Origin of the sequence: Lonsdalea populi (assembly GCF_015999465.1) — a bacterium.
In the GTDB taxonomy this organism is placed as follows: Bacteria; Pseudomonadota; Gammaproteobacteria; order Enterobacterales; family Enterobacteriaceae; genus Lonsdalea; species Lonsdalea populi.
This window is the reverse complement of sequence record NZ_CP065534.1, coordinates 3,713,419-3,732,916: the sequence shown is the minus strand read 5'-3', so window position 1 is coordinate 3,732,916 and position 19,498 is coordinate 3,713,419. Positions and strand designations below refer to the sequence as shown.

The following is a 19,498-nucleotide window of genomic DNA, read 5'->3' as shown; positions in this document are numbered from 1 at the left end:
CAGCAATAAGTAGGAAAATGGCGACCTTAGGTCGCCATTTTTAATGGACGCTATTCGAGTAAGCATCGTTCGCGATGCCCCTTAAACGGCCGCTTCATTAGTGCCAAACGAGTAGGGCGATAAGGCTTACGATGACCAGTCCGCACAAAGCGGAAGTGAGTAGGAACTGTCCGCGAACGCGTTCACAACGACGGATAAATTCGGGGTCGTGGTGGTCCAGATAGCGTTGGCTGTAGATGTAGCGAACAAGCCTCAGTTGCTTGCTGGGCTGGCCGTGAGTGGTAAAGAAACCGCGTCCGTCCACGTACTGATACAGCAGCGGATCGCAGTCTCGCAATACCAGCAGCAGCACTCGCAAAGAAGAGTAATAACGCGCCATATTAATGACACAGATGACGCATAAAGCCCAGAAAAGCGCAAACGTGCTGATTACCATGCTCCCCTCCCGCTTAGCTATCCGGCAGGTGTTTGTACGTCCCGCATCCCCGTCGTTGACACCTGTAGATAGTCATCCCAAATATCATGTATGCGATGTTTCAAAGCGGCCCGATTGTTACGTATCAAGGCGCGGTCCGCGGATATTTTCTACTGCTGGCGTATTCTTCTTCTCCGCGCTGAGCTAGTGACGCGGGATTATTTTCATTGTAGAAGGCCGTTTCATTTTTTTACTATAACGCCGTTAATGTCTCTTAGACATGCTAATGTGATGAAAAATTGGCAGGATCCCCGTCATCCAAGCCAGTCCTGTTAGCCTTATCGCGAGCGATCTTTAACTATACTTATGTGTTCTCGTGATTTTCCGTCGGCGGTGCCGCTCATCGGCGTACACTGACGTTAACTTCAGGATAGGGAGGCGTAGTGATGGGTTCCGTGACTACCGCTAACCGCCACTCTACGGCGTTGTGATCTGCTGAACATCCCCGCCTTGACGGCGAGTGTTATGATGCAGATCGCCAGTAAGTATCAGTTTGGCAGGAGAAATATCTGCCGACCCATTCATTAGTCTTTATGGAAGGAGCTTATTATGGCTTATAAACACATTCTTATTGCCGTCGACCTGTCGCCGGAAAGCAAAATGCTAGTCGACAAGGCGGTCTCAATGGCCAAGCCGTATAATGCCAAGGTTTCCCTGATTCATGTTGATGTTAACTATTCCGATCTTTATACCGGACTGATTGATGTCAACCTCGGCGATATGCAGCAGCGCATCTCTGAAGAAACGCAAAATGCCTTGAAAGACCTGTCGCAGAACGCGGGATATCCCATTGCGGAAACACTAAGCGGGAGCGGCGATCTGGGTCAGGTGCTGTTGGACGCCATTCATAAGTACGATGTCGATTTGGTCATGTGCGGACACCACCAGGACTTCTGGAGCAAGCTGATGTCCTCCGCCCGTCAGCTGATTAATACCATCCATGTCGATATGCTGATTGTTCCACTGCAGGATGACGAAGAAGTTTAACGTGGGGTCACCCGCCGCTTAAGTATCAGGGTGGCGGGTGCGTTGAATCTCCATTGATACGTGCCGCCGGAAGTTCCTGCCTAAAGCGGTGTTTTCCGCTCTGGCGCTAGTATTGTCCTCCACCTCATTTCACTTTGCCTCGGGCTTAATCCTCAGCGTGATACACCCACCCTGCCTGAGGCGGAGTCGTTTCATCGTTTATCCCGTATCGACGGCTAAAACACAGCGACTGACTCTCGTGGGCTGGAATTGGATTCCATTCCCGGTTTTATTTCGGGAAGCCGATAAAACTCGCGTCTCATTTAAGCTTGCTTGAAATATATGTGAGCGAAATGAAGTAATCTGAAGGGAGCTCATCAGGGAGATTCGGTGACGCCCGGGGTTAATCCATGGGTTATTTCGAAATACAAGCGTATTACTACGTGTGGTTAGAAAATCAAAAAAGGCTAAGAAAGCGTCCCGTTATTTTAATTCGCTGTTGTGTTTATTGATCCGGTTTATTTCCGTTCTTATCATGGCAGAACATGATCAATGTCACATTTTTAAACAGCAACCTATAGCGATTTCGCTCCCGTTCCAGGAAACCATGTCCTTGTTCTATATTCACTGGCATCGCCGCACAAAGGCGCGTTAGCATACGAATTATTATTCCGACACCGGTACAAATTATGACAATCAAACTTATTGCCATCGATATGGACGGCACGCTGCTTAACCCACAAAATGTCGTATCTGCGGCGGTAAAAGACGCGATTGCCTCCGCACGCGATAAAGGGGTGCATGTTGTTATCGCGACCGGGAGGCCTTATATCGGCGTGAAGCGCTATCTGGAAGAGTTGGATTTATATCAGGACGATCAGTTCTGCATCACCAATAACGGTGCGCTGGTTCAGAAGGCCGCCAGTGCGGAGTGCGTTGCAGAAACTACGCTCAGTTTTGATGATTATCTCTATTTCGAAAAATTGGCGAGGGATTTAAACGTTCATTTCCACGCGTTGGATTTTAATTATGTCTATACCGCGAATAAGGATATCAGCCCTTATACGGTGCACGAGTCGTTTCTCACTGGCATGCCCTTGCGATACCGATCCGTAGTAGAAATGGACCGTTGCCTTCATTTTCCCAAACTGATGATGATAGACGAACCTGCGCTGTTAGATGAGGTCATCAAAAAGATTCCTGCTGACGTTTTCGAACGCTATACCATTATGAAAAGTGCTGATTTCTATTTGGAAATTCTGGATAAACGGGTAAATAAGGGGGAAGGCGTCAAGATGTTGGCGGAACACCTGAACCTCGAGCGCGATGAGGTCATGGCGCTGGGCGACCAGGAAAATGATTTGGCGATGCTGGACTATGCGGGACTTGGCGTGGCAATGGGTAACGCGATTGAGAAGGTGAAAGCCGCCAGTCAATTCGTCACCAAAACCAATCAGGAAGACGGTGTAGCTTATGCCATCGAGAAGTTTGTCTTGAAGGGATAATGCGAGGCGGCGTATTGCCGCCACTCCCCCCGTTTATCCGGTTAATACGGACAAAACAGGGGAGGCTTAGCAACAGAACTATTTGTAGAAATTTGCGGTTCCGTGCATGACCTGGTCGCCGGTGGTTTTCGTGATCGTATAAGCCTTAGCGCCGGCTTTATCGGCTTTGGCTGAGAGTTTTTGCTGCAGTGATGTTAAGTCTTTGGCGGTATCGGTGGCTTCGCCGATTTTTTCCATATTTTGTGCCTGTAGCACGCTGATATATTGGGCCGCATACGAGCCAAAAGAGAGGGTGGAAAGTACAACAGCTGCAACGACAATTTTAACGTTTTTCATAGTCTTATACCTTCTATATCGATAACGAAAAGAAATGGCGCGTTCTTCTGTAGCGAAACGCCTGCCTTGTTGGTACGACGATAAACCGTAATCAGTTGCGACTATAGTCCTCCTGTTTTAACGAGAAGAAAGTCAGGTACTGTAAATAACGAATTGTTTTATCTATTTAATTTTTTATTTTACACATAGATTTTTATTATAGGTTAATAATCGATACACCCTGTGGATTTTTACGATGAATGAAGAATTTCAATTAACGTCGGGCTCCGTTTCCCATCAGCTGACGAACGTCAATATTTGGACATGCGATGGTCAATGGGTGCTGTATGACGTCAGACCAACGGGTTCTTCATTTACCGGCCGTCGGGTTGAACGCGTGAACATTCATACCCGACAGACGGAGGTCGTCTATGAGGCGAGAGAAAATGCGTGTGTCGGTGTGATAACCGGTAGCCCCGCGTTACCTCAACGCTATGTCTTTATCCACGGTCCGGAACATCCGGATGACGATTGGCACTATGATTTCCACCATCGTCGCGGTGTTATCGTCGCCGACGACAAACGTCGTCAGGCCATCACGCTGGATGCGTTGTCGATCACGCCTCCCTATGTCGCTGGCGCGCTGCGCGGCGGGACACATGTCCACGTCTTCAGCCCTGATGGAACGCGTTTGAGCTTCACCTACAACGATCACGTCCTGCACGAGCGGGATCCGTCTCTCGACCTGCGTAACGTCGGGGTGGGTGTGCCGCTGCGGCCGGTCATCGTGCCGAAACAGCATCCGAGAGAATATGACGGCAGCCATTACTGCGTTCTCGTCAGCCGCACGACGATGCGCCCTCGCCCGGGCAGTGATGAGATCAACCGGGCCTATGAAGAGGGCTGGATTGGTGAAAGGGGGTATCTCCGAACGGACGGCTGTCGCCAGCGATGGGCGTTGGCATTTATCGGCGATACGGTATCGACGACAGGGGAACGGGTGCCGGAGGTGTTCATCGTCGATCTGCCGGAAGCGCTTGAAGCCTATGCGCAGCCAGGATCTGAGCCGCTTGCCGGGACCGCCGCCACGTTGCCCTCCCCTCCTGCGGGCGTCACTCAGCGACGTCTGACATTCAGCGCCGACAGACGTTACCCCGGGGTGGTGAATCAGCCGCGCCATTGGTTAAGAGCTTCGCCGGACGGCAGCCAAATTGCGTTTTTGATGCAAGATGACGACGGTATTGTACAGCTGTGGACGGTGTCGCCGAATGGCGGGGCTCCTCGTCAGGTGACGTATGGGCCTGACTCGATACAATCGGCCTTTACCTGGCATCCCAGCGGGGAGTATCTGACCTTTGTCTGTGATAACAGCATTATGGTATGTGACGCTTCGACGGGGCGTTTATTCCGCCAGACGCTGCGTAGTGCAGTGCCGCCGTCAGGAGACGCCGTCGTCTTTTCTCCCAGCGGCAGTGACGTCGCTTACCTGCGGGAGGTGGATGGCGTGAATCAGATTTTCAGGGTTCGCCTCCAACTTGACGATGCGGGCTGAATGACTATCGACCGAAGTCTTGCAGCGAGCATGGCGACTCAGCGTTGCGATGGATTGGCTATGGCGGACGTCGCTGGAGTCGAGCTGAAAGGCGCATTCGCATCGCTGTTGCTGACCCTGTCGTGCAAGGATTTTTCGGGTTTATTACCGGAATGATAGTAGTCGTAGGGCAGCAACAGCGTGTCTAACGCGGCAGAGAAAGGGATATCAATCGCGACCAAGGGCATCATCGCCCAGCCGGTGTGGTCGTCTTTCAGCATGTTGATGCCCGCTCGGGTACCCGAATAATAACCTTGGTCGCCTCCTGTTCGGGTCATCACGCTGGAGCATCCGCTTAATGCGATGATGATGCCAACGGCCAGAACGAAAGCAGATAAGACACCTTTCAATATGGTCATAACGTTATCCACAGGGAAACCGCTCCGCAAACTCTCTTGAGCCCGCATACCCACAAATCGTTGTCGCGTTTGTGCTGTTATTGATGTGCACCGGTGATGGTACGGATTTAGGCAAAACGTGCTTTGTTCAGTGTAAGCGATAACTCCGTCCTACGTGAGATCCCTTTCGGTTAATTTCCACTCTTCCCGGCGAAAATTTTTTCGACCCTCTTGAAAAAAAGGGTGTGGCCGCCATATCGGTTATAGAGCCGCAGAGAGAAGTATGCCGACAGGGTATTTCTTTCCGGCAAGGGGCCTGTCCTGATGGAAGGCCGTCGTTAGCACCTCGCTGAAGCTTAGGAGGCTATAATGCGTAACCCCGATTTTTCTCCGCTATACCGTTCCGCTATCGGTTTTGATCGTTTGTTGAACCTGCTGGAAGCTGGCCAAAGCCAGGGTAACGGCGGTTATCCCCCCTATAATGTCGAACTTGTCGACGAGAATCAGTACCGGATCGCTATTGCCGTTGCCGGTTTTGCTGAAGACGAGCTGGATATCACCGCGCATGACAACATGCTGATTGTCAAAGGCGCCCACGGCGACGAGGCTGCACCTACGCCTCGTAATTACCTCTATCAGGGCATCGCCGAACGTAATTTTGAGCGTAAATTCCAGCTGGCCGAGCACATTCAGATTAAAGGCGCACACCTGGAAAACGGGCTGTTGTATATCGATCTGGAGCGCGTGATCCCTGAGACGTTGAAACCGCGTCGTATCGAAATTAAGTAAGAAACCAAGTTGACCGATGTGAGCACCGGCGAGAAAGGTTCAACGTCTCGCCTTAATATGCGGCGCCTGCCGAGTGGGGGCGCGCCCGGAATGTTTGACGCTCCGGATGAATTTCTCGCTTCAAAGAAGGAGTCATGACTATGCGTAACTATGATTTATCCCCGCTGCTGCGTCAGTGGATTGGCTTCGATAAGTTGGCTAGCTCGATGGGCAGTCAGGAGACGGCGGAGTTTCCCCCTTACAACATCGAAAAACAGGACGACGATCGCTATCGCATCACGTTGGCTCTGGCTGGGTTCCGGCAGCAGGATCTGGCGATTGAAATTGAAGGGCCGCGCCTGACGATCAAAGGTTCGCCCGTCCCGGCGGACAAGCCTGTGAAGTACGTCCATCAGGGGTTAGTATTCAAACCTTTCACCCTCAGCTTCACGCTCGCTGAACACATCCGCGTGGCGGAAGCGCAGTTTGAACTCGGATTGTTGCACATCGACCTTGTCCGCGAAGTCCCCAAAGAGTTGCAGCCGCAGCGTATCGCTATCGGCACGTCGCGTACTAAGCAGCTGAATAAACCCTCTGTAGAGGTGATTGACGCTTAACAACCGCGTCTGGCATCGTAACGACCGCCTATTGCTTGCCGCAGTGGGCGGTTTTTTTTGCTTGCCGGTTTGCTGGATTGCGGGTGAGAGGAAAATTCGGTGGCGATGATTGGGAACATACTTTTTTTAAATACGTCTGATTTTATATGTGCAGTAATTGATATTGGCTCTGCCAAACTCCTCGTCATTGGATATTATTTCTGAGTATCAAATGAAAGCGATTAAATTAACAGATTCGTTAATATTACAGAGTGTGAGTTTTTTAATTGATAGATAGATAAATATCAGTCACTACGTTAATTTTATGTTCTATTGTTATGAGGTTTTTGCTGGTCGTGATCTTGTTGTTTTTATTTGTTGATACACCAATTATTAAATCATAATTAAATTATTAAACCCATTTAGTAATTAAAGTAAGGGGTTCGGTGGCGCCATTTATAATACTATCTGGACCGTTGAACATTCATCGAATTTATGGGCAAGCGGATCGCTGAAACGCTATTATTTTCTTGCTTTTTTTACTGTCGTTGTACCCGTTGTATTTATTAATGGGGAAATAAAAGAGAATAACGATCCCCCACTCATGACAGGGTACACCCGGTAAAACGTCTGATTTCGTTTTAATATGAGTGGTGTGTGTATGTCTGCGAATAATAGCAGGTTAGTTAAACTTCTGGTCATCCTCGGCATTGCCGTCGGATTATGGTTTTTCCCCGTCCCCGAGGGCGTTAGCCCTTCAGCCTGGCATTTAATGGCCATCTTCATTGCGACCGTCGTGGGTTTGATTCTTTCTCCCTACCCGCTGGGAGCGATAGCCATATTCAGCATCACGGCGGTTGCCGCCATGGGGCTGCTGAGCGTAAAAGATGTGCTGGCTGGTTTCAGCGACCCTACCATCTGGATGATCGCCTGCGCCTTCTTCATCTCGCGCGGTTTTATCAAAACCGGCTTTGGCCGCCGTATCGGTCTACTGTTTATCAGCAAGCTCGGCAACAGTAGTTTGGGTCTGGCCTACGGCCTGGTCTTTACCGATCTGCTGTTTGCTCCGGCGATGCCGTCTACCTCAGCGCGCTGCGGCGGTATCATCACCCCGCTATTTCGTTCTATCGCTGAAGCCTACGGTTCGACGCCGGCTCAGGGAACGCAAAAACGTATCGGCGCGTTCCTGGTGCAAACTATCTTCCAGTGTAACGCTGTAACATCCGCGATGTTTATGACATCCATGGCCGGTAACCCGATGATCAGTAAGCTGGCTGGGCAATTCGGCGTGCACATTAGCTGGACACAGTGGGCGATGGCGACATTGCTGCCGGGGCTTGTTTCCCTGATTGTAATCCCGCTGGTGATGTACCGCTTCTATCCCCCTGAGCTGAAAAAAACGGGCGAAATACGCGCCATGGCAGTTGAAAAACTGCGTGAAATGGGGTCAATGAGCCGCGATGAGTGGGTGGTGCTGGGGGTGTTCCTGGGACTCGTCACCTTCTGGGTTCTGGGTTCTACGCTACATATCGACGCAACGCTGACTGCGCTGGCTGGTTTGAGCGTGCTGCTGTTGACTCGCGCTTTAACGTGGGACGACGTGGTAAGTGAGAAAGAAGCCTGGCACACCGTGGTGTGGTTCGCGGTACTGATCATGCTGGCAACGCAGTTAAATAAATTGGGCCTGATCGGCTGGCTGGGCAACATGGCGGGGGATTCCGTCAAAGGTATGCACTGGCTGCCCATGCTGGGTCTGCTGCTGCTGGTCTACTACTACAGCCATTACCTGATGGCGAGCGCAGTGGCGCATATCAGCGCCATGTATGCGATTTTCGTCTCCATTGCTATTGCCGCAGGTGCCCCTCCTATGTTGACGGTTCTGGTCTTTGCCGCCTTCAGTAACCTGTTCATGTCCACCACGCACTACTCCGGCGGTCCGGCGCCCATCTTGTTCGGCTGCGGCTACATGTCGCTGTCTACCTGGTGGAAAATCGGTTTCCTGACCGGGTTGGTCGTCATCCCCATCTGGCTGATTGTCGGTAGCTTCTGGTGGAAAGTTCTGGGCCTGTGGTAACAAGCAGCAAGCACCCACAAGTGAAATAAACCGCCGCCGCCGCTTTATAGCGGCGGCGTGTTATATGAACTGCGCGAAATCAGCTTAAACGGTATAAGATAATGGGTTACGACATTCTTTCGGAGCGAGCCATGGGTAAGAAGAAGACTCCGCTGAAGCTGAGTACATCAGTCATCCTTATGGTATCGGCGGTGATTGGTTCCGTACTGCTGGTAGTGTATGCCCTGCTGTTTTTCCGCATCAGTGAGCTGACGGAAACCCACCTCAGAGAAAAGGCATTTGCCATCGCTCGCACCGTCGCTTATGCCCCGGTGGTAATCCACGAGTTGAGCAATGTCGGCAACCCGGAAGAAGTACAGCGCTTTTCGGAAGAAGTGAAATGGCGTAACCACTTGCTGTTCGTCATCGTGACCGACATGAAAGGAATTCGCCATTCGCATCCCGAGTCCGATCAGATTGGCCGCCACTTCATCGGCAATGATCTCTATCCGGCGCTGATGGGTCTTGAGAATTCAGCGGTGAATCGTGGGGTGTTGGAACCCGCCCTGCGGGTATTTGTCCCGGTATTCGACCAGAGCGGCAAACAGCTGGGCGTTGTCGCCGTAGGGATTTCGTTAACCAGCGTGCAGTCGCTAATCAATGAAAACCGCTGGATTATTCCGTGGACGATCCTCTTTGGCGCGCTGGTAGGATTATTAGGCACCTATTTTCTGGTGAAAGCCCTGAAACGAATCATGCTTGGCTTCGAACCCTTCGAGATTTCGAATTTGTTTGAGCAGCGTAACGCTATGCTTAAGCAGATTAAGGAAGGGGTTATTGCGGTCGATACTGATTTACGCGTGACGATAGTTAACGATGAAGCCCAGCGCTTGTTCAGCCAGCACTCTGCCAGCAATGAGCTCACTATCGGCAGTACGATCAGCCGCTGGCCGGCTCTGATGAGTCTGGAAAAGGCCGTAAAATCTGGAAAGCCACAGCGAGACGAAGAGATCAATTTTAACGGCAACCAACTGCTGACCAATACGGTGCCGGTCGTGGTGAATGGAGAAACGATAGGGGCTATCGCCACGCTGCGGGATAAGACCGAGATCAGCCAACTGGTGCAGCGTTTGACCGGGATGTCGTATTACGCTGACGCATTGCGCGCGCAGTCTCATGAATTCATGAATAAACTGCACGTCATTCTGGGTATGCTGCATTTGAAATACTACCCGCAGTTGGAAGAGTACATTCTCAAAACGGCGAATCATTATCAGGCGGAAATAGGCGCCATTATCCGTAAGATAAAGTCTCCCGTGATCGCCGGATTTTTGCTCGGTAAGATCAACCGGGCGCGGGATTTAGGTATCAATCTGTCGATTAGCGAAGACAGCCTGCTGCCGGATACCGATGATGTGGAAGCGACGAACGAACTGATTACCGTTCTGGGGAACCTGATCGAAAATGCGCTAGACGCGATGACGGGCCTGGAAAACCGCGAGATTCGCGTGACGTTCCATCATAAAAAAGGGCATCTGCACTGTATGGTCAGCGACGATGGCCCCGGTATACCGCTGGATATACAGCAAAAGATTTACCAGGAAGGATTCTCGACCAAAGGCAGTGGACGCGGCATTGGCTTGTATTTGATTAAACAAAGTCTGGAAAAAATTGGCGGCACCATCGATCTCGATTCTGAACCCGAGGTGTATACCCAGTTTTTCGTGAACATTCCTTATAAAGCAAGGCAGATTGACCATGATTAATGTACTGATCGTTGACGACGATGCCATGGTGGCTGAGTTGAATAAGTGTTACCTGAATCAGGTTTCCGGATTCAACTGTTACGCTACCGTCTCCACGTTGCAGCAGGCCAGAAATCTGCTGATGCAGCCAGATTGTGAAATCGATCTGGTGTTGCTGGATATTTACATGCAGCAGGATAACGGGCTGGACTTGTTGCCGGCTATCCGCGAATTCAGCGAACACACTGACGTGATCATTATCTCGTCGGCCAGCGACGTGTACACCATCAAAAAAGCGCTGCACTACGGTGTGGTGGACTATCTGATCAAACCTTTCCAGTTTGCTCGTTTCGAGCAGGCGTTAACCGCTTACCGCGAAGAAGCAAACCTGCTTAAACACCGTGAATTCGTGGCGCAAACGGACATCGATAACTTGATTCGACGCACTAGCGGGAATCCTATCGCCGAGCGTAAGAAGCTGCCTAAAGGGCTGACTAGCCTGACGCTGCGTACCGTATGCGAGTGGATTGAAGGGAATCAGGGGGCGGAGTTTTCCACCGAAATGCTGGCCAATGCGATTGGCATCTCTCGTGTTTCCTGCCGTAAGTACCTCATCTATCTGGCGGACACCGGCATTCTTGCCACCAATATCCTGTACGGTTCGACGGGGCGTCCGGTGTATCTCTATCGTCTGTTGCCTGAAAAGCAGGATGCATTGCGCCAATACTGCGAATGATTGCCATAAAGGCCGCCGAGCTCGTCCTCTGGACGAATCATGGAGTCGTTCAGTCTGAACTGAATAACGGTTCAACTTACCAAATGAAAATCCGCCACCTCCATTGGGTTGGCGGATTTTTTATCGGCCTTTGTCACCCATCTCCTCGATAAATAGCTTTTTACGGCCGCTGGTAAGCTGGCGAAAAAAAACCACCTCTCAGAGAAGGTGGTTTTCTTTGACTCGATTTCGGCTAGACAAACAATCTCAGCAGCAGCGTTGCTCCGATAACGGTAGACGCACCGCCAATACGCGTTGCGATTTGCGCGAACGGCATCAGCGACATACGGTTGGAGGCGGAAAGGATGGCGACGTCGCCGGTGCCGCCAAGGCCGCTGTGACAGGTTGTGACGATGGAGGACTCAATCGGGTACATATTGAGATACGGTGCGACAAAGAAGCTGACCAGCGCCATGGAGATAACCACAGAACCACATACCAGCACGTAACCGACGGAGAAGACGGCGACAACGCTCTCCAGCGGAACATACAGCATGCCGAGCCCAATCATCAGAGGCCATACCAGAGCGCTGGAGACAAATTTGTAAAAGCTGCTGGCTCCGGTTTCCATGCTGGAAGGAATGACACGAGCGTATTTACAGATAACGGCGATCAGGATCATCAGAACCGGACCGGGGATGTGTACGATTTTCTCCGCCAGACCGCCAACGATGAAGAAGGCGCAGATAAGCAGCAGGCCGCCGCCCATCAGCGAAAAGTCTACCGGTTTGGGCGTTTCCGTCACGTTGAAGATCTCATTGTCTTTATCGCTGCGGATCAGCCGGCCTTGACCGCTGAGATCTTTGCGCGCTATGCCCAGTCGCGCCAGCATGCCTGCGCAGATGATAGCGAAAATGTTGCCAACGACGGCAGCGGGGGCCAACTGGGCCACGTAGACGTCGGGAGACTGACCCAGAATGGCGGAGTAGGCCAGGGAGAGCGGCAGGATGCCTTCACCGATACCGCCGCCAATGATGGGAACGATGATGAAGAAGAAGGTGTGGTAGAAGGTATAACCGCACAATTTCCCGACCAGCAGGCCGGTCGACACGGCAGTGACCGTACCGATAACCAGCGGAACGAACATACGCACCATGCCTTGAATCAGAATGATGCGGTTCATGCCGAGAATGCTGCCCACCACCAGACTGGCGATGACGAAATAAAGGAAGTTGGCCTCTTTCATCAGCAGGGTCACGGTATCCATCGTGGTGTCATTGAAGAATTGGTAATAGACCAATATCGACGGCACGATCAGGCACAGAATTGCCGGTCCACCTATTTCTTTCAACACCGGAATATTGCGGCCGATGTGCGCGAGTAAAAAACCCATCGACATGATAACGGCGAAACCGCCGATCATATTTTTGGGCAAAACACCGGTATAGGCGGCGACAAAAACAATGGCGGAAATGACGATAAAGAGAACTAAAGGGACGGCACCAATCGTGGTTTTATTCAAACTACTGATAAAACCAGGAGGCGGTGTGTTCACGAGGGTATCCTCACGGAGGATATCAGCATCAATTTTTTTCATTATATTCACCTTGTTGTGGTGGTAGGGCATACAGAAGTCAATGGATAAACGTAAGATGTTGAATAATAAGTATTTATTTTATTTTTGCTCACATGCGTAATGTGAATGGGTATGGTATTTCGGATACTGACATTGAATATATGGCAATCTAGCATGGCTTATTGTTAAAAATAATAGCCATTAATTGAATGCGTGATGTAATTGTGAACTGAACGGCACTTCCATTTTAAATAATTTAATTCTTAGTTTTGTAATTAAAATTAACTCAAGATGGGGGCGGGAAATGATTTAAGCGGGCAATGTCTTTTTATCTTAATATAATCGCGTAATAAAAATAGCCAATGGCGCCTAGATAATAAAGTTTTAAAACTAACGTAAATTTCATGAGGGAAATATGAGATCACTGCTGTAATTATTAATCTTTGTACTTTTTACATTTGCAGCGGATTGTCTACTGGGTCACATAATCACCCTTATTTTAGCCCGCCTCCTCATTTTTATTTCCTTTTATTTTGTGATGCCAATCACACAGCGCCGTTTATCTTTATGAGTAAGCGTTGCCCGCAGGCGTTCGCCCTGGGTGTGGAGGCATCGCCTCTGTTGAGCCGACCGCTTTTTAACTCCCTTTTTTCACCTTACGCAGATAGTCATCTTAAGCCACGTAAGATGAAAATCTGCAATCATTGCCTTCCCTTTATTTGTGACAAAATTATCATCCTTGCGCTAAAAATCCGCAAAAGTGACGCTGTAGGAAGAAGGTAAGATGAATTTCATATAGTTATTTTTCGTCTTTAAATTACTGGGTTTGGGCTTTTTTGTGATTTTGGGCTTAATTTTTTATATATCTCGGATTTTAAATCTGAGGTTAGGGGCTTTTTTCTCTTTTTTGTTCGTTTCAACGCGCTGGATGACTTTGTAAATCCATATTGGTTGTATTGACCTGGATGTGAACAGTTGACAAATTGATGACGCTGCAGGAAAGAGCACCGTCTGTGTGGGGGTATTTCCCCTTATTTTATTCGACAAGCAGGGAAGCATCGCACGGCTTATTTTCCTGGTTACTGATGCCTGTCGCAGTAACGCCGCAGTATTCGGACCAAGGAATAACCGCCATGGTCCGTCTGCTATTACACAACATCCATACTATGAGGCATACGTAAATGGCTGAACCCATAATGAAATCAAGGATGCTGAGGCTTGGTCTGGGACTGCTGGCGCTCTCGGTTGCGGCGGGCGCGCAGTCTAAAACGTTAGTGTATTGTTCGGAAGGTTCCCCGGAAGGTTTCAATCCTCAGTTGTACACGTCGGGCACGACGTTTGATGCCAGTTCGGTTCCCATCTATAACCGTCTGATTGAATTTAAAAATGGGACAACGGAGATCGAACCCGGCTTGGCTGAGAAGTGGGATATCAGCGAGGATGGCAAAACTTACACCTTCCATCTGCGCACTGACGTGAAGTGGCAAAGCAGTAAAGATTTCAAGCCGACGCGCGGTCTTAATGCTGACGATGTGCTGTTCTCGTTCCAGCGTCAGCTGGATGTGAATCACCCGTATCATAAAGTGTCAGGCGGCAGCTATGAATACTTTGAAGGTATGGGGATGCGGGAACTGATTGAGAACGTGGAAAAAGTGGACGACCACACCGTGCGCTTCCACCTGACCCACGCCGAGTCGCCATTTGCCGCCGATCTGGCGATGGATTTCGCCTCCATTTTATCCGCTGAATATGCTGATGCGATGATGAAGGCCGGAACGCCTGAGAAAGTCGATCTAAACCCGCTTGGTACCGGTCCGTTCCAACTGCAGCAATATCAAAAAGACTCACGCATTCTATATAAGGCGTTCGACGGTTTTTGGGGACAGAAACCGGGCATAGACCGCCTGGTCTTCTCCATAACGCCGGACGCCTCGGTCCGTTACGCCAAGCTGCAGAAAAACGAATGCCAGATCATGCCCTATCCCAATCCGGCAGATCTGGCCAGTCTGAGAAAGGATAAGAGACTGATCTTGCTAGAAAAACCCGGGTTGAACGTTGGCTATCTCTCGTATAACGTGGAAAAAAAGCCGCTGGATAACCTCAAAGTGCGGCAGGCGCTGAACTATGCCGTCAATAAACAGTCCATCATCGATGCCATCTATCAGGGCGCCGGTCAGACGGCCAAAAACCTGATACCGCCCACCATGTGGGGTTACAACGATGCGGTGCAGGATTACACCTACGATCCGCAAAAGGCGAAAGCGCTGTTGCAGGAAGCTGGGCTAAGTGATGGTTTTACTATTGACCTGTGGGCCATGCCGGTCCAGAGGCCGTATAACCCGAATGCGCGCCGTATGGCGGAGATGATTCAGTCTGACTGGGCCAAAATCGGCGTGAACGCCAAGATTGTGACCTACGAATGGGGAGAATATTTGAAACGTTCCAAAGACGGTGAGCATCAGACTGTCCTGTTTGGCTGGACCGGCGACAATGGGGACCCGGATAACTTCTTCGCGACGCTGTTTAGCTGCGACGCCGCCCGCAAAGGCTCCAACTATTCCCGATGGTGTTACAAGCCATTCGAGGATGTCATTCAGCCGGCTCGAGCCATCTCCGATCAGGCTAAGCGCATTGAGCTGTATAAACAAGCACAGGTCATCATGCACGATCAGGCCCCAGCGCTGATCATCGCTCACTCGACGGTATACGAACCCATTCGCAGCAACGTGAAGGGCTATGTCATCGAGCCGCGCGGCCTACATAACTTCAACCATGTGTCCCTGGATTAATCACTGACCACGATGCGGATGTCGCTGCGTGCTTACGGGGGCGCAGCGACGATGAATGCTGCAGGCGGCGGCCCTTGACCGATCCGCCGGCGGGTCGGTCATCTACGAAGAGTGCGAATATGTTTCAGTTCATACTCCGGCGTTTGGGGCTGGTTATCCCAACGTTTATTGGTATCACACTACTGACCTTTGCCTTTGTGCATCTGATCCCCGGCGACCCTGTCATGATCATGGCCGGAGAGCGGGGGATCACTCCCGAACGTCACGCCCAGCTAATGGCTGAAATGGGGCTGGATAAGCCCATGTGGCAACAGTATGTCCACTATATCGACGGCGTTCTGCACGGCGATTTAGGCACATCGCTCAAAAGCCGGACTTCAGTTTGGGACGAGTTCGTTCCGCGCTTCAAGGCCACGTTTGAACTTGGCGTGTGCGCCATGCTTTTCGCCATCGCGGTCGGTATTCCGGTGGGCGTCCTGGCGGCAGTCAAGCGTGACTCACTCTTCGATCATGCGGCAGTCAGCGTAGCGTTGACCGGCTATTCCATGCCGATCTTCTGGTGGGGAATGATGCTCATCATGCTGGTTTCCGTTCATCTCAATCTGGCGCCGGTCTCCGGCCGGGTGGGCGATACCTTATTTCTGGATGAGTCTTTGCCGCTGACCGGCTTCATGCTCATCGACACTTTTATATGGGGAGCGGAGGGCGACTTCACCGATGCGGTGATGCATATGATCCTGCCTGCCATCGTGCTCGGGACGATTCCACTGGCGGTGATTGTGCGCATGACCCGTTCTTCCATGCTGGAAGTACTGGGCGAGGATTATATCCGCACGGCACGCGCCAAGGGGTTGAGCCGTCTGCGGGTCGTCGTGGTGCATGCCCTGCGAAACGCGATGTTGCCGGTGGTCACGGTGATCGGGCTACAGGTCGGCACGTTGCTGGCGGGCGCCATTCTGACGGAGACCATTTTTTCCTGGCCGGGGCTGGGACGCTGGCTGATGGATGCTTTGCAACGCCGGGATTATCCGGTCGTGCAGGGCGGCGTCCTGCTGGTGGCGTCGCTGATCATTCTGGTCAATGTGCTGGTGGACCTGCTGTACGGCGTGGTGAATCCGCGCATCCGGCATGGCAAATAGGAGGCCACGATGACGCAACTGACTCAATCCGCAGTGAATACGGCACCGCCGCCGCTGACGCCGTTGCAGGCGTTCTGGCACGACTTTCGTCGTAATAAAGGCGCGGTGGTGGGGCTGGCCTACATCGTGATCATGCTGTTGATCGCGCTCGGGGCGGGGATATTGGCGCCGCACTCGCCGTCCGAACAGTTCCGTGAAGCGTTGCTTGCGCCGCCGGTCTGGCAGGACGGCGGCAGCTGGACATTTCTTCTCGGCACGGACGATGTGGGGCGCGATATGTTGTCCCGCCTGATGTACGGCGCGCGCCTGTCGCTGCTGGTCGGGTGTATGGTCGTGACGATCTCCTTGCTGTTCGGAACCGTATTGGGTCTGATCTCCGGCTACTTCGGCGGTCTGGTGGATGCCGCCATCATGCGGCTGGTAGACATCATGCTGGCCTTGCCGAGCCTGCTCTTGGCGCTGGTGTTGGTCGCAATTTTCGGCCCGTCGATCGTGAATGCGGCCATTGCGCTGGTATTTGTCTCGCTGCCGCACTACGTGCGCCTGACGCGCGCCGCGGTGCTGGTGGAAGTCCACCGCGACTACGTTACCGCCTCTCGCGTCGCGGGCGCGGGCGCGATGCGGCAGATGTTCATTAATATCTTTCCCAACTGTCTGGCCCCGTTGATTGTTCAGGCGTCCATGGGGTTTTCCAACGCGATTCTGGATATGGCGGCGCTGGGGTTCCTGGGCATGGGCGCGCAACCGCCCGCGCCGGAATGGGGAACCATGCTATCGGACGTGCTGCAATATGCGCAAAGCGCCTGGTGGGTCGTGACCTTTCCGGGGCTGCTGATTTTGCTGACGGTGCTGGCATTCAATGTGGTGGGGGACGGCTTGCGCGATGCGCTCGACCCCAAACTCAAGCAGTCGTAGAGGAAGAGCGATGGCGTTACTTAACGTAGAACACCTGTCCGTGAGTTTCGGCGAGGGCGCGGAGCCGTTCAAGGCGGTCGACCGTGTCAGCTATCAGGTAGAACGCGGTCAGGTCGTGGGGATTGTCGGAGAGTCCGGCTCTGGCAAATCGGTTAGCTCGTTGGCCATTATGGGATTGATTGATTATCCCGGTCAGGTCGCTGCCGGCAGTCTGACGTTCGACGGCCGTGATTTAATCGCCATGCCGGAGAAGGCGCGCCGTCAGCTGGTGGGCGCGGAAGTCGCGATGATTTTTCAGGACCCGATGACCAGCCTCAACCCCTGCTACACCGTCGGATTCCAGATCATGGAGGCCATTAAGGTGCATCAGGGCGGTAATCGCCGAACCCGACGCCAGCGAGCCATCGACCTGCTGACGATGGTCGGGATACCGGATCCGGCCTCGCGGCTGGATATTTATCCTCATCAGCTGTCGGGGGGCATGAGCCAGCGTGTCATGATTGCGATGGCGATTGCCTGCCGCCCGCAACTGCTGATCGCCGATGAGCCTACGACCGCGCTGGATGTCACGATTCAGGCGCAGATTATCGAGCTGCTGCTGACGCTACAGCGGCAGGAAAATATGGCGCTGATACTGATTACCCACGATCTGGCGCTGGTCGCCGAAGCCGCGCATCAGATCATCGTGATGTATGCCGGGCAGGTCGTGGAGTCGGGGCTTGCCGGTGAGATTTTCAAAGCGCCGCGTCATCCCTACACGCAGGCGCTGCTGCGAGCTTTGCCGGAGTTTGCAACGGATAAATCCCGGCTGGCCTCGCTGGCGGGCGTTGTCCCCGGCAAATACGACCGGCCTTCGGGCTGCCTGCTGAACCCGCGCTGTCCGTATGTTACGGACCTCTGCCGCCAGCGAGAGCCAGAACTGCAGCCCTGGGGCGACCGCCGGGTAAAATGCCATACGCCGCTGGATGATTCGGGGAGGCCCAGTTTATGAGTGATGACCTAGACGTGTGTCAGGACGTGCTGCTGGAAGCGCGTGCGTTGAAAAAATACTACCCGGTGAAGTCTGGAATATTTCAGCCAGAGCGGGTGGTGAAAGCGCTGGATGGCGTATCGTTTACGCTGGAAAAAGGCAAAACGTTGGCCGTAGTCGGCGAATCCGGCTGCGGTAAATCGACGTTGGGCCGCTTGTTGACGCTGATTGAAACGCCGTCCCACGGCGAGCTCTATTATCAGGGACAAGATTTGCTGAAGTCGGACCCTGCGGCCGAAAAATTGCGGCGGCAGAAAATTCAGATCGTGTTTCAGAATCCTTACGCGTCGCTGAATCCCCGCAAGAAAATTGGTCAGATTCTGGAAGAGCCACTGATTATCAACACGGCGCTGAGTCGAGCCGAACGGCGGGAGAAGGCGCTGGCGATGATGGCGAAGGTCGGCTTAAGAACGGAATTTTATGACCGTTATCCGCATATGTTTTCCGGCGGGCAGCGTCAGCGTATTGCCATTGCGCGCGGGTTGATGTTGGACCCGGACGTGCTGATCGCGGACGAACCGGTTTCAGCGCTGGATGTATCCGTCAGGGCGCAGGTCCTGAATTTGATGATGGACTTACAGCAGGATCTGGGCCTGTCTTACGTGTTCATTTCCCACGATTTATCGGTGGTCGAGCATATTGCCGATGAGGTCATGGTGATGTATCTGGGCCGTTGCGTCGAACAGGGCCGCAAGGAGGATATTTTTGACCATCCCCGCCATCCTTACACTCAGGCGCTGCTCTCCGCGACGCCGCGCCTGAATCCTGATTTGCGACGCGAGCGCATCAAGCTAAGCGGGGAACTGCCCAGCCCGCTCAATCCGCCGCCGGGATGCGCGTTCAACACCCGCTGCCGACAACGGTTCGACGCCTGTGTGGCACGGCAGCCTCAGCTTATCGCTTACGGTGAACGGAGGGTGGCCTGCTTTGCCGTGGATGAAGAAGAGACACTGTCCCAGCCTGTATCGCGGTAAGAACCGTT

The 19,498-nt window shown here is 52.3% G+C and carries 17 protein-coding genes; 13 read left to right on the top strand and 4 right to left on the bottom strand.

Features of this window, described 5'->3' with window-relative positions:
- Positions 1 to 97: 97 nt before the first annotated feature.
- Positions 98 to 436: a universal stress protein UspB gene (uspB, locus tag I6N93_RS16575; protein ID WP_085686599.1), complete on the bottom strand. Its 339-nt coding sequence runs from the start codon at positions 434 to 436 to the stop codon at positions 98 to 100.
- 588 nt (positions 437 to 1,024) lie between these two features.
- Here uspB and uspA point away from each other — a divergent pair.
- Positions 1,025 to 1,462, top strand: coding sequence for a universal stress protein UspA (gene uspA, locus I6N93_RS16570; RefSeq protein WP_026740816.1), 438 nt, complete (start codon positions 1,025 to 1,027; stop codon positions 1,460 to 1,462).
- Between the two features lie 668 nt (positions 1,463 to 2,130).
- Positions 2,131 to 2,946, top strand: a complete 816-nt coding sequence (yidA, locus tag I6N93_RS16565; RefSeq protein WP_085686601.1) for a sugar-phosphatase — start codon at positions 2,131 to 2,133, stop codon at positions 2,944 to 2,946.
- Between the two features lie 78 nt (positions 2,947 to 3,024).
- Here the strand turns inward: yidA and bhsA are convergent, their stop codons facing one another.
- Positions 3,025 to 3,282: a multiple stress resistance protein BhsA gene (bhsA, locus tag I6N93_RS16560; protein WP_085686603.1), complete on the bottom strand. Its 258-nt coding sequence runs from the start codon at positions 3,280 to 3,282 to the stop codon at positions 3,025 to 3,027.
- Positions 3,283 to 3,517: 235 nt separating this feature from the next.
- Here bhsA and I6N93_RS16555 point away from each other — a divergent pair, with 235 nt between their 5' ends.
- The gene (locus I6N93_RS16555; protein ID WP_085686605.1) at positions 3,518 to 4,813 is read left to right on the top strand and encodes a DUF3748 domain-containing protein; all 1,296 of its coding nucleotides are present in this window, start codon (positions 3,518 to 3,520) and stop codon (positions 4,811 to 4,813) included.
- Positions 4,814 to 4,851: 38 nt separating this feature from the next.
- Here I6N93_RS16555 and I6N93_RS16550 read toward each other — a convergent pair whose 3' ends face one another.
- Positions 4,852 to 5,211 carry a YceK/YidQ family lipoprotein gene (locus I6N93_RS16550; protein WP_085686606.1) on the bottom strand — a complete coding sequence of 120 codons (360 nt, stop codon included), beginning with the start codon at positions 5,209 to 5,211 and terminating at the stop codon, positions 4,852 to 4,854.
- A 348-nt stretch (positions 5,212 to 5,559) separates the two neighbouring features.
- On the opposite strand from I6N93_RS16550, the gene ibpA reads away from it, so the two are divergent.
- From ibpA to dcuR, 5 genes are all read left to right on the top strand, one after another.
- A complete protein-coding gene (ibpA, locus tag I6N93_RS16545) occupies positions 5,560 to 5,979 on the top strand; it encodes a small heat shock chaperone IbpA (RefSeq protein WP_085686608.1) in 420 nt (139 codons plus the stop codon).
- A 140-nt stretch (positions 5,980 to 6,119) separates the two neighbouring features.
- A complete protein-coding gene (gene ibpB / locus I6N93_RS16540) occupies positions 6,120 to 6,575 on the top strand; it encodes a small heat shock chaperone IbpB (protein WP_085686610.1) in 456 nt (151 codons plus the stop codon).
- Between the two features lie 640 nt (positions 6,576 to 7,215).
- Positions 7,216 to 8,628, top strand: a complete 1,413-nt coding sequence (locus I6N93_RS16535) for an anion permease (protein WP_085686612.1) — start codon at positions 7,216 to 7,218, stop codon at positions 8,626 to 8,628.
- Positions 8,629 to 8,759: 131 nt separating this feature from the next.
- A complete protein-coding gene (locus I6N93_RS16530) occupies positions 8,760 to 10,373 on the top strand; it encodes a sensor histidine kinase (RefSeq protein WP_085686614.1) in 1,614 nt (537 codons plus the stop codon).
- The gene (gene dcuR, locus I6N93_RS16525) at positions 10,366 to 11,088 is read left to right on the top strand and encodes a two-component system response regulator DcuR (RefSeq protein ID WP_085686616.1); all 723 of its coding nucleotides are present in this window, start codon (positions 10,366 to 10,368) and stop codon (positions 11,086 to 11,088) included. The genes I6N93_RS16530 and dcuR overlap by 8 nt, the downstream gene beginning before the upstream one ends.
- 232 nt (positions 11,089 to 11,320) lie before the next feature.
- Here the strand turns inward: dcuR and I6N93_RS16520 are convergent, their stop codons facing one another.
- Positions 11,321 to 12,664 carry a 2-hydroxycarboxylate transporter family protein gene (locus I6N93_RS16520; protein ID WP_085686618.1) on the bottom strand — a complete coding sequence of 448 codons (1,344 nt, stop codon included), beginning with the start codon at positions 12,662 to 12,664 and terminating at the stop codon, positions 11,321 to 11,323.
- 1,160 nt (positions 12,665 to 13,824) lie between these two features.
- Between I6N93_RS16520 and dppA the strand changes: the two genes are divergently transcribed.
- The 5 genes from dppA to dppF all read left to right on the top strand — a co-directional run bounded on the left by dppA (position 13,825) and on the right by dppF (position 19,490).
- On the top strand, positions 13,825 to 15,432 hold the full coding sequence (gene dppA / locus I6N93_RS16515; protein WP_085686620.1) for a dipeptide ABC transporter periplasmic-binding protein DppA: 1,608 nt from the start codon (positions 13,825 to 13,827) through the stop codon (positions 15,430 to 15,432).
- 119 nt (positions 15,433 to 15,551) lie between these two features.
- Positions 15,552 to 16,571 carry a dipeptide ABC transporter permease DppB gene (gene dppB / locus I6N93_RS16510; protein WP_085686622.1) on the top strand — a complete coding sequence of 340 codons (1,020 nt, stop codon included), beginning with the start codon at positions 15,552 to 15,554 and terminating at the stop codon, positions 16,569 to 16,571.
- A gap of 9 nt (positions 16,572 to 16,580) precedes the next feature.
- Positions 16,581 to 17,486 carry a dipeptide ABC transporter permease DppC gene (gene dppC, locus I6N93_RS16505; RefSeq protein ID WP_085686624.1) on the top strand — a complete coding sequence of 302 codons (906 nt, stop codon included), beginning with the start codon at positions 16,581 to 16,583 and terminating at the stop codon, positions 17,484 to 17,486.
- A gap of 10 nt (positions 17,487 to 17,496) precedes the next feature.
- Complete coding sequence (gene dppD, locus I6N93_RS16500) at positions 17,497 to 18,477, top strand: dipeptide ABC transporter ATP-binding protein (protein WP_085686626.1); 981 nt, start codon at positions 17,497 to 17,499, stop codon at positions 18,475 to 18,477.
- Positions 18,474 to 19,490 (top strand): dipeptide ABC transporter ATP-binding subunit DppF, encoded by a 1,017-nt coding sequence (gene dppF / locus I6N93_RS16495; protein WP_123225452.1) that lies wholly within the window; start codon positions 18,474 to 18,476, stop codon positions 19,488 to 19,490. The genes dppD and dppF overlap by 4 nt, the downstream gene beginning before the upstream one ends.
- Positions 19,491 to 19,498: the final 8 nt, after the last annotated feature.